The organism is Mucilaginibacter sp. P4_G9 (assembly GCF_056400985.1).
Genome location: NZ_JBFUKF010000259.1, coordinates 1 through 9430, shown reverse-complemented (window position 1 = coordinate 9430; position 9430 = coordinate 1). Strand labels below are relative to the sequence as shown.

Below are 9430 nucleotides of genomic sequence, written 5' to 3'. Positions count from 1 at the left end.
TAGGCATTTGCAGGATAGACAGGATAGAATCCCAGCCATCGATAGAGTTACTTGATTTTACCGGTACACCAATAACGGGTAAATGGGTTAATGAAGCCACCATCCCTGGTAAATGGGCAGCACCACCCGCACCGGCAATAATTACCTTTATACCGCGGTCTGCAGCGGCACGGGCATAGCTGAACATCCTGTCGGGTGTGCGGTGAGCAGATACCACGGTGATTTCAAAATCAACACCTAATTCTTTTAATACATCGGCCGCATCCTGCATTATATGCAGATCTGACTTACTGCCCATGATGATGGCTACTTTTGGTTGACTCATGTTGTTATAATTCTACTTAATATTATATGTCCGTCATTTCGAGGAACGAAGCAATCTCTAAGCTATACTGGAGAAACTATGCTTTTCCACACAATTACTTCGTAAATTTTCCCGCACTGATAGTGCGACCTAACTTATCACTTTCAGTGTTTTCTGCACAAATCTTGCCTTTTCTACGGCCTTTTCTCTATCTACATCCACTATGGTAACATGTCCCATCTTCCTAAAGGGTTTTGTAAGCGCTTTGCCGTAAAGATGAACGTAGACCCCAGGTACCTTTAATACTTTCTCTATCCCCTGGTATATTGCAGGCCCTTCGTAACCTGCTTCGCCTAAAACGTTCACCATGATGGCGTTGTTGAGGCAGGCGGTATCACCTAATGGCTGGTTAAATATCGCTCTTAAATGTTGTTCAAATTGAGATACCACATTACCCTCAATAGTCTGATGACCACTGTTATGCGGACGAGGCGCCAGTTCGTTCACCAATATTTTGCCATGCTTATCTAAAAACATTTCTACCGCGAGTAAACCAACAATTTTCAGGCTTTCGGCTATTTTTTTTGCTATCTGCTCGGCCTGCTGATGTATTTCGAATGGCAGGGTTGATGGCGATATCAAAAATTCAACCAGGTTGGCTTCGGGATTAAACTCCATCTCTACCAGTGGGAAAGTGCTTACCTCTCCGTTTTCGTTACGGGCTACTATAACACCTATTTCCTTTTCAAAATCAATCCATTTTTCAATCAGGCTGGGCTCTTTAAAGGCTTTATCAAGGTAAGTTGCATTAAGCACTTTGTAAACGCCTCTACCATCATAACCATCCCTGCGTAGTTTCTGTATATAAGGGAACGGAATATAGCTTTGCTGCAATTGCTGTGGCGATGATATGATCTGGAAATCGGCAGTTGGAATATCATTTTCTTTAAAAAACTGCTTTTGCAAACCCTTATCCTGTATCAGCCTGATAATGCGCGATTGGGGGTAAACCAGCACGCCCTCCTTTTCTAACTGTTCAAGCGCATCAACATTCACTTTCTCGATCTCGATGGTCAGCAGATCGACGGTTTTACCAAAATTGTAAACAGTTTCATAATCCCCCAGCGAACCTACAGTAAACTCATCGCAGAGTTTACGGCATGGAGCCTCACGATCGGGGTCCAGTATCTTAACCGTAACATTATAATTTATAGCTTGTTGTATCAGCATGCGCCCCAACTGGCCGCCACCCAAGATACCCAATTTCAGATCTCCGTAAAATGCTTTCATTTGATGTTGCAAGTTTACCTCAAATCTTTCAAAAAAGCCATAAACTGCTTAAACATCTATACCTGTGCCTGCTTTTTTACGGTTAAATAATAAAATACCGAATGAACTATTAAAAAAATGCATCCTGTAAGCAAGTAAATAATTTTGTACTGCGGAGGAAGGCCCATTGTAAATATAGTTACGATAAAAGCTATCGAACCGCCAAAATACAAAGGCAACCGTACAGGCAGATTGCGCCAATAAGCAGGATTAACCAGGAACAATGATGGCAACGACATCACGAATACAATAATATTCAGCAAAACTATCCCCTCAAAAATCTTTGGCAATGCATTGGCATAGTCTGCTCCTTTTTGATCTATGGCGTAGTAAATGCTGTTAACCGCTATGGATAAGATGACGGAGAATATAAACGTTTTAAAAAGCTGTTTGGCGCGTACTTTCATGGTTGATAGATAATGGAAAAAACACTTCTTGTTGATGCCTGTTATTATTTATGCAAATAAATGAATCAACCGGCATAAAGCTTTAATATGAATGTCACAAATTGCCGGAAAAAGTATAGCAGCGATTAAAAGGGCTGCATTTGCGCCGTTGTTACCATAAGATATACTTCAATGAAAACCAAAATAGCTGTTGCAAATGGGGATGGGATAGGTCCCGAAATAATGCAGGCCGTACTTCGCGTTTTTGAGGCGAACAATGTGCCGCTTGCGTATGAATTTGTTGAAATGGGTAAGTCTTATTTCGATGCAGGCTACTCTACCGGGATGACACCAGAAGCTAAAGAAATCATTGAAACCCTGGGTTTATTATTTAAAGGCCCTATGGAAACCCCGAAAGGAAAAGGCGTAAAAAGCATAAACGTAACCGCCCGCAAAGTGTGGAACACCTACGCCAACCAGCGTGATTTCCGCAGCCTGAACGGTGTTGATACCGTTTTCTCAAAAGCAGGCATCCCGATCAACTTAACCATCATCCGCGAAAATATTGAAGATACTTATGGAGGGATTGAGCACCTGCTTACTTATGATGTTGCTGTTGGTCGCCGTATTATTACCCGCCCGGGATCTGAGCAGGTTATTCGCTATGCATTTGAAATGGCCCGCCGTAAAGGACTTAAAAAATTAGCCTGCGGTCACAAAGCCAATATCATGAAACTTACCGACGGGTTGTTTTTGGAGGTTTTTCAGCAGGTAGCCAAAGAATATCCCGACATTGAGGCATCAGACATTATTGTGGACGACCTGTGCATGAAACTGGTAACCCGCCCGCAAACTTTTGAGGCTATCGTACTAACCAACCTCCAGGGCGACATCGTATCCGATTTGTGTGCCGGTTTAATTGGCGGTTTGGGTTTTGCACCATCAGCCAATATTGGCGATAATATATCAATTTTTGAGGCGGTGCATGGTACCGCACCAGATATTGCAGGGAAAGGCATAGCCAACCCCACTGCTTTACTTTTATCAGGTATTTCGATGCTGCGCTTCCTGGGCTTCTCCAAAAATGCAGCCGATATCGAAAACGCATTATTATATACTTTAGAGCAAGGCGTACATACCGGCGACTTTGGCGACAAAGCTACCCCTGCATCAAATACCAATAGCTTTACCGATGCCATTATTGCTAATTTAGGTAAGGTACCCGCAAATGGCGGAGTGTTTTCAAATCCTGATTTTGAAATAAAGGCCGACCACGTACAACCTTTAAAAAACAAGCTAACAGTTACCCGTAATATCAAAGAAGAAATGGTTGGCGTCGACATTTTTGTTGAATCTAAAGTTCAGCCTACCGCGCTTGCCGAAATAGCAAAAACTGTACTTACCAATAACTTCGACCTGGTGATGATCTCAAACCGTGGCACCCAGGTTTGGCCAACCGGGTCTATCTACACCGAACTGGTAAATGAGTATCGTGTACGCTTTGAAAAGAAGGCCGACCGTAATATCACTCAAAAAGAACTCCTGCACATCGCGGCAGACTTTTCTGAAAAAGTAAAAGTTTGTTCTGTTGAGTTCCTGATGAAATTCGACGGTAAAATTGGCTATACCCTGGCACAGGGGCAATAAAAAAAACACAAATTAACAGACACTAATTTCACGAATTGGAAGACAATTTACACGAATTTACCCCAACACGTCAGTATAAATTCTTGTAAATTGCTATTCGTATAATCGTAGCCATGCATATTCGTGTAATTCGAAAACATTAGTGCAATTAGTGTCTTTTTATTCTTGTAATTCGATACAATTCGTGAAATTAGTGCCTACTCATAAAACATTTTTCGTAATTATTAGTTATAACATATACATTACACAACTAATTAATAATTTAAACGAAATATTATAGAAAAAAACTGCTACTCATTACATTTTATTATGAACTAAATCAAAAGAAAGATGAACATGAAAAAGTCAGTTTTAATTGCCGTAGCCTCATTAGCTATTGGTTTTTTGTCTAACAATGCAATTGCACAAACACAACAACAGGACACTACTAAAGCAGCAGCTCCTGCAACCGCTCCCGCTGCACCTTCTGCAGCCACAAGCGACGTAGTTGGCGTATTGAGTAGTAGTACAGATTTTGCTCCGCTGGCTTTAGCTGTAAAAACAGCCGACCTGGAACCTACTTTAAAAGGCCCCGGTCCGTTTACTGTATTTGCGCCCAATGACGTGGCTTTTAGCAAAGTTCCTAAACCAACCATGGATGACCTGACTAAGGACCATGCAAAACTGGCTAAAGTTTTAAAATATCACGTGGTAGCAGGTGAATATACCAAGGCTGATATTATTAAGGCACTAAGCGCCGGCAAGGGAAAAACCACAATGAAGACCGTAGATGGCGAAACACTTACCCTATCCGTGAATGATAAAAGCAATTTACAGATAGCGGATGCCAAAGGAAATGTGGCGCTGGTAATTTCGTTTGATACCATGGCATCAAACGGCGTTATACATGGATTAAATGGTGTATTAATGCCGCAATAAAGATAATTAGTCCAAATTTTAAATCCGAAGAGCCCGACAGTAAAACGCCGGGCTCTTTTTTATTCGGCGGTGATGGTTTGCCACGTAACACGGTTTATTTTGTAAACAAGCTGGCCTCCTATAGTTTCAGTATAGCTAAAATGATGCCTTTCCAGTAGCTGAACAGATCGTACATTTGCAGGAGAAGGCCATGCTGTTATAGCATCCAACTCCATATTGTTGAATCCATAAGCTAAAACGCTATTAATAGCTTCCTTCATGAGGCCCTTACCTTGTTCTGATGGTAATAATTCATAACCTATTTCGGCGCTTATAGCTTCATAATTAAGGTTCCAATAGCAAATTGCTCCTATAAGTTTACCTGTACTTTTAAGTTCAATCCCCCAATAAATACCTTGCTTATTGGCCATATCCTTCATTCGCGCTTCAATAAACTGGCTTATCGCTTCAGGGCTTTGCACCGAACTGCGGCCGATATAGCGGTTTATGTCATCATTGCTGCGGATGGCTAACAATTGTTCTGCATCCGCACATACCAGTGCTCTTAACAGCAAACGCTTAGTATTCAATTCCGGAAATTGTACCGAAGGGAATTTAACAGGCATACTTACCAGGTGAAAGTTTTAGAGGCCCAATATTTTTTATCTGCAATAAGGGCTATTGGCAGGCCTATGCAAACTACCAGGATAATTATCCCGGTTATGGCAACCTGCACGCTGATGGGCTGAAAACCGATCTTACTTGCCGGTACAACAGCCAGGTTCATTACCAGCCATGCGATAACGCCATAACACACAGCAATTAAATATTTATTACCCAAACGCTTATCAAAAGCCGGATAAAGGAGGTAGAAGGCGATAGTAAATAAATAAGCGATAAGGTAATGGAATACAATACCAGCCACTACCATTTCGATACCGCCATTAAATGCCGCTTTACCAAATACCGCGCTTGCAATAAACTTAAAAATAATATCGGCGTTAATACTGCCACTTGTAATATAATTCCAGATGATGGCGGCTATACCATCAAGCGTACCGGTTAGGAGCCCGAGCCATAAAATAGTAAGTATGGCATCATTTTGCTTTGGTTTGATATTTTTTGCAGCCATGACAACAAGATTTAATACTATAAAGTTATGCTTTTTATAAAAAGCACCCGGTATCAATCAGCTTATTTTTTGCAGTTAAATAAAATATTAGAACTGATAACCGGAGTTTCGTCAATGACTGGAATACCGTGATATTACTAACAACTTTTAAAGTAAATAGTAAAAGAGCGTAATGTGATGCAATCCCGATCCTATTTCAAATACTCATCCAGGTAATAAAACACCTTATTCCTGATATCTTCCGCATCAAACATTACGCCGTAATGTGGGGCATTGGGCACGATGATCAACTCATTTTTTACGCCGGCCAGTTTCAGGTGTAAGCTAAGTGATATAGATTGCTGAGGATCTACAGATTCATCTTTTTCACCCTGTACTATCAGGAATGGCGGATCATTTTTATCTACATAAGTAACGGGGCTGGCTGTTTTGGCCAGGTCGGGCCTGTCAAACACCTGGGCGCCCAGCAATAAAGTTAACGGGCTTTTAGGATCTGGTGATTGGTTGCCCCTGATGGATAAAAAATCAGACGGGCCATAAAAATCAAGCACCAGCTTAATTTTAAAACTGGTCTTTTTTTCTGCCGGATAAAACCCTGCAACATTATTGTTATTGGATAAGCCCATTAACGAAGCCAGGTGTCCGCCCGCCGAGAAGCCTATGAGTGCGAATTTATTGCGGTCGATTTTATATTTTGATGCGTTTTGATATAAAAACTCCACCGCCTGGTTACAATCCTGTATTTGTGCCGGGAAAGGGGCAGTTGTGCTGTGCCGGTAATCTATGGATACAACCGCGTATCCTTTGTCGATAAAACCTTTTAAAGTTTGAATCATATAACCCATATCTGCATATTTATCATTCATCATCCACGCGCCGCCATGAATCCAAATCACTACCGGGTAGCTACTCTTAACAACCGGTGGCAGATAAATATCCAGCAGGTGTTTTTTAAGGGTATCATTGGCGTAAGGTACATTACTAATGAATGTTGTACCTTTGGGAAAAATATCCTGCTTAGGATTGGTTTGGGCGGTAGTATAGTTGCTGATGCATATCAACGCAATAAAAAGTTTGAAAATATTTTTCATAATTAGTTGGTTTGCTTAAAGGTAGAGGATAATTTGTAGAAAAACAGCATAATTTGGAGGGCTGCTAATTAATATTTGCAGGTTGCCTTTTGAGATATATTGGAGATAAAAACATTAATGATCCATAACCAAATCTGGCTTAGGCAATATTGTCAACAATGGGAAAATTGGAGCTGTTGTTATTCTTTATAATCCTACTGAAAAATACAGCACCCAACCAATAAACAACAACTGTAAAGGAATCCGAAACCATAAATAAGCTGTCCCGTTGCCATCATATGTCGCCTTTTCAAAGTTGATATGTTTTATAGCTAATAGGGCAATACCAAGAGCTGGCTCTAAAATACCGGTAAAATAAACCAGTAACCTTTTAAAGGGAACAAAACCCGGCATCATCATTACCATACCATCCGTATACATAAAATGCCCCAGAGACGAAAAGCATAGCATCAGCATCATGGCCAGGTTACCGCTAAAGATGATATTCCAGTCGCCGACAAAAAAATGAGAAATAATAACGGATACGATAAAAGTTGAAAGAAGGACGATAAGTACTTTCATACGTGAATTTTCTTTACGCCTTTATCAAATGCTCACCCTCAATCTTTTTCTGCAGTTCTAATATAGCCCCTATTAAAGCCTCGGGACGTGGCGGGCAGCCTTGCACGTACACATCAACAGGGATCACCCTGTCAACCCCCTTTACCACATGATAGCCATGCTGCCAGTATGGGCCGCCGCAGTTGGAGCATGAACCCATGGAGATAACGTATTTGGGTTCGGGCATTTGCTCGTACAGGCGTTTAATGCGTTCGGCCATTTTAAAGGTAACCGTACCGGCTATGATGATCACATCGGCCTGGCGGGCTGATGGGCGCGGGAAAACGCCGAAACGGTCAAGGTCATAAGTTGAAGCCATAGAGCCCATCATTTCAATGGCGCAGCAGGCTATTCCAAAGCTCAATGGCCACAGGGACGATAAACGTGCCCAGTTAAGCAAATCATTCATTTTGGTGATCACTACACCACCATCTTCGCTGGTTATATCGCTACTCATTTGCAGGCTTTTTAAAGGTGGGTTTAAACATAGGTTTCCTTGGCGCCGGTAACTCCGCCGGCGTTTCGGCAGCAACTGTTTCGGCAACAGCCTCATTACCCATGCTAAAGGCTTTTACGGTGAATTTACTTTGCTCCAGGTTCAGTTTTTCATAAAACGACGCAGGAATATTCACATCTGTGGTTGGCACCGTAGGTTTGGCTTTTATCCATTCCAGGTCGCCCTTTACCCAGGCGTAAACTAAGCCTAATATCAGGATGCCTAAAAAAATAAACATTTCGGCTAAAGAAAACCACCCCCAGCGGGCATCCTTCGCTATCAGTTCATGATTACCAAATACGGTAGCCCAGGGAAAAACAAATACCATTTCCACATCAAACAATAAAAATATCAGCGCTATTACATAAAAACGCGAATTAAAGGGTAGCCAGGCATTTCCGGTAGGCTCTTCGCCACATTCATAGGAAGTTAGCTTCTCATAATTGGGGTTATCGGGGGCCAATAACCTGTTAAAAAAAAATATCACGCACACCATAATTATTCCGGTGATAAGAAAGATGAGTATCTTTCCAAATTCTGATATTTGCGAAACCTCGGTCATGACTACAAATTTAACAAAACAAACAGATTTTGATGCAATAATAATTGGCGGCGGAGCGTGCGGACTCATGTGCGCTGTACAAGCAGGCTTTTTAGGCAAGCGCACACTTCTCCTCGAAAAGAAGGATCGTGTGGGCGCTAAGATCCTTATCAGCGGCGGYGGCAGGTGCAATTATACCAACCTGTATGCAACCGATCAGCAGTTTATCTCGCAAAATCCACACTTCTGTAAATCAGCCTTTTCGCAATGGACGGTGGATGATACCATCAGCTTTTTTGAAACTTACGGCATCGAAGGCAAAGAAAAAACGCTGGGCCAGCTTTTCCCGGTAAGCGACAATGCTAAAGATGTGGTACAGATTTTTACCAGCCTTTGTGCCGACCTTAGCCAGGAAATATGGTGCAATGCCGACGTAAAAATAATTGAAAAAACTGACGATGGTTTTACCGTCCGTGCAGAAATTAATGGCCGGCAGGAGTATATAAGTGCGCCAAATGTTGTAATTGCAGCCGGTGGCCTACCCATCCCCAAAATGGGTGCTACCGATTTTGGGCTACGCACCGCCCGACAGTTCGACCTAAAAATTGAAGATACCGCTCCTGCACTTGTGCCGCTAACCATTACGGGTAAAGACCAGCCATGGTATGAGCAATTATCGGGCAACAGTATTTTTTGCCGGGTTTGGAATGACAGGATCAGCTTTGAAGAAAACATCCTGTTTACGCATTGGGGCTTAAGCGGTCCCGCTATCCTGCAGATCTCCTCCTACTGGAAACCAGGAGAGTATATTTATATCGACCTGCTCCCCAATCAAAACATTGCCGACCTGATTCAGCAGGAAAAGGAAACAAACGGTAAAAAAATGCTGCTGGCCTACCTTGCCGGCTTATACACCCGCAAATTTGCTGAAGCACTAAGCGATAAGCTGCCCGTCGAAAAGAATCTGGCATCCCTTACCAAAGCCGAAATTGAAGACATCAGCATAT

Annotated in this window: 12 protein-coding genes; 3 read left to right on the top strand and 9 right to left on the bottom strand. The window is 42.1% G+C overall.

The window, feature by feature from the left end:
* From purE to AC1DPZ_RS18795, 3 genes are all read right to left on the bottom strand, one after another.
* Nucleotides 1-325: 5-(carboxyamino)imidazole ribonucleotide mutase (purE, locus tag AC1DPZ_RS18805; RefSeq protein ID WP_477406229.1), on the bottom strand; the 325-nt coding region annotated here is incomplete at its 3' end.
* Between the two features lie 129 nt (nucleotides 326-454).
* Nucleotides 455-1594, bottom strand: a complete 1140-nt coding sequence (locus tag AC1DPZ_RS18800; RefSeq protein ID WP_477406227.1) for a 5-(carboxyamino)imidazole ribonucleotide synthase — start codon at nucleotides 1592-1594, stop codon at nucleotides 455-457.
* 56 nt (nucleotides 1595-1650) lie between these two features.
* Nucleotides 1651-2040, bottom strand: a complete 390-nt coding sequence (locus tag AC1DPZ_RS18795) for a hypothetical protein (protein WP_477406225.1) — start codon at nucleotides 2038-2040, stop codon at nucleotides 1651-1653.
* A gap of 171 nt (nucleotides 2041-2211) precedes the next feature.
* Between AC1DPZ_RS18795 and AC1DPZ_RS18790 the strand changes: the two genes are divergently transcribed.
* Nucleotides 2212-3666, top strand: coding sequence for an NADP-dependent isocitrate dehydrogenase (locus tag AC1DPZ_RS18790; RefSeq protein WP_477406223.1), 1455 nt, complete (start codon nucleotides 2212-2214; stop codon nucleotides 3664-3666).
* A gap of 330 nt (nucleotides 3667-3996) precedes the next feature.
* Nucleotides 3997-4584 (top strand): fasciclin domain-containing protein, encoded by a 588-nt coding sequence (locus AC1DPZ_RS18785; RefSeq protein WP_477406221.1) that lies wholly within the window; start codon nucleotides 3997-3999, stop codon nucleotides 4582-4584.
* Between the two features lie 59 nt (nucleotides 4585-4643).
* Here the strand turns inward: AC1DPZ_RS18785 and AC1DPZ_RS18780 are convergent, their stop codons facing one another.
* The 6 genes from AC1DPZ_RS18780 to AC1DPZ_RS18755 form a co-directional block, all read right to left on the bottom strand.
* The gene (locus AC1DPZ_RS18780) at nucleotides 4644-5189 is read right to left on the bottom strand and encodes a GNAT family N-acetyltransferase (RefSeq protein ID WP_477406219.1); all 546 of its coding nucleotides are present in this window, start codon (nucleotides 5187-5189) and stop codon (nucleotides 4644-4646) included.
* Nucleotides 5190-5191: 2 nt separating this feature from the next.
* Nucleotides 5192-5695, bottom strand: coding sequence for a hypothetical protein (locus AC1DPZ_RS18775; RefSeq protein ID WP_477406217.1), 504 nt, complete (start codon nucleotides 5693-5695; stop codon nucleotides 5192-5194).
* 191 nt (nucleotides 5696-5886) lie between these two features.
* Nucleotides 5887-6786 carry an alpha/beta hydrolase fold domain-containing protein gene (locus tag AC1DPZ_RS18770; protein WP_477406215.1) on the bottom strand — a complete coding sequence of 300 codons (900 nt, stop codon included), beginning with the start codon at nucleotides 6784-6786 and terminating at the stop codon, nucleotides 5887-5889.
* A gap of 186 nt (nucleotides 6787-6972) precedes the next feature.
* Entirely contained in the window at nucleotides 6973-7347 is a 375-nt protein-coding gene (locus tag AC1DPZ_RS18765; RefSeq protein WP_477406213.1) for a DoxX family protein, read from the bottom strand.
* Between the two features lie 13 nt (nucleotides 7348-7360).
* A complete protein-coding gene (locus AC1DPZ_RS18760; protein WP_184549335.1) occupies nucleotides 7361-7843 on the bottom strand; it encodes an NADH-quinone oxidoreductase subunit B in 483 nt (160 codons plus the stop codon).
* Nucleotides 7836-8444: an NADH-quinone oxidoreductase subunit A gene (locus AC1DPZ_RS18755; protein WP_477406210.1), complete on the bottom strand. Its 609-nt coding sequence runs from the start codon at nucleotides 8442-8444 to the stop codon at nucleotides 7836-7838. Before AC1DPZ_RS18755 ends, AC1DPZ_RS18760 begins: the two co-directional genes overlap by 8 nt.
* On the opposite strand from AC1DPZ_RS18755, the gene AC1DPZ_RS18750 reads away from it, so the two are divergent.
* Nucleotides 8443-9430: BaiN/RdsA family NAD(P)/FAD-dependent oxidoreductase (locus AC1DPZ_RS18750; protein WP_477406208.1), on the top strand; the 988-nt coding region annotated here is incomplete at its 3' end. The two genes, AC1DPZ_RS18755 and AC1DPZ_RS18750, sit on opposite strands and share 2 nt — an antisense overlap.

What these genes read in the sequence shown, in the direction of transcription:
- AC1DPZ_RS18775 (WP_477406217.1), bottom strand. Translation starts at nt 5,695, where the DNA reads ATGGCTGCAAAAAATATCAAACCAAAGCAAAATGATGCCATACTTACT.
- AC1DPZ_RS18795 (WP_477406225.1), bottom strand. Translation starts at nt 2,040, where the DNA reads ATGAAAGTACGCGCCAAACAGCTTTTTAAAACGTTTATATTCTCCGTC.
- AC1DPZ_RS18780 (WP_477406219.1), bottom strand. Translation starts at nt 5,189, where the DNA reads ATGCCTGTTAAATTCCCTTCGGTACAATTTCCGGAATTGAATACTAAG.
- AC1DPZ_RS18770 (WP_477406215.1), bottom strand. Translation starts at nt 6,786, where the DNA reads ATGAAAAATATTTTCAAACTTTTTATTGCGTTGATATGCATCAGCAAC.
- AC1DPZ_RS18755 (WP_477406210.1), bottom strand. Translation starts at nt 8,444, where the DNA reads ATGACCGAGGTTTCGCAAATATCAGAATTTGGAAAGATACTCATCTTT.
- AC1DPZ_RS18785 (WP_477406221.1), top strand. Translation starts at nt 3,997, where the DNA reads ATGAACATGAAAAAGTCAGTTTTAATTGCCGTAGCCTCATTAGCTATT.
- AC1DPZ_RS18765 (WP_477406213.1), bottom strand. Translation starts at nt 7,347, where the DNA reads ATGAAAGTACTTATCGTCCTTCTTTCAACTTTTATCGTATCCGTTATT.
- AC1DPZ_RS18790 (WP_477406223.1), top strand. Translation starts at nt 2,212, where the DNA reads ATGAAAACCAAAATAGCTGTTGCAAATGGGGATGGGATAGGTCCCGAA.
- AC1DPZ_RS18800 (WP_477406227.1), bottom strand. Translation starts at nt 1,594, where the DNA reads ATGAAAGCATTTTACGGAGATCTGAAATTGGGTATCTTGGGTGGCGGC.
- AC1DPZ_RS18760 (WP_184549335.1), bottom strand. Translation starts at nt 7,843, where the DNA reads ATGAGTAGCGATATAACCAGCGAAGATGGTGGTGTAGTGATCACCAAA.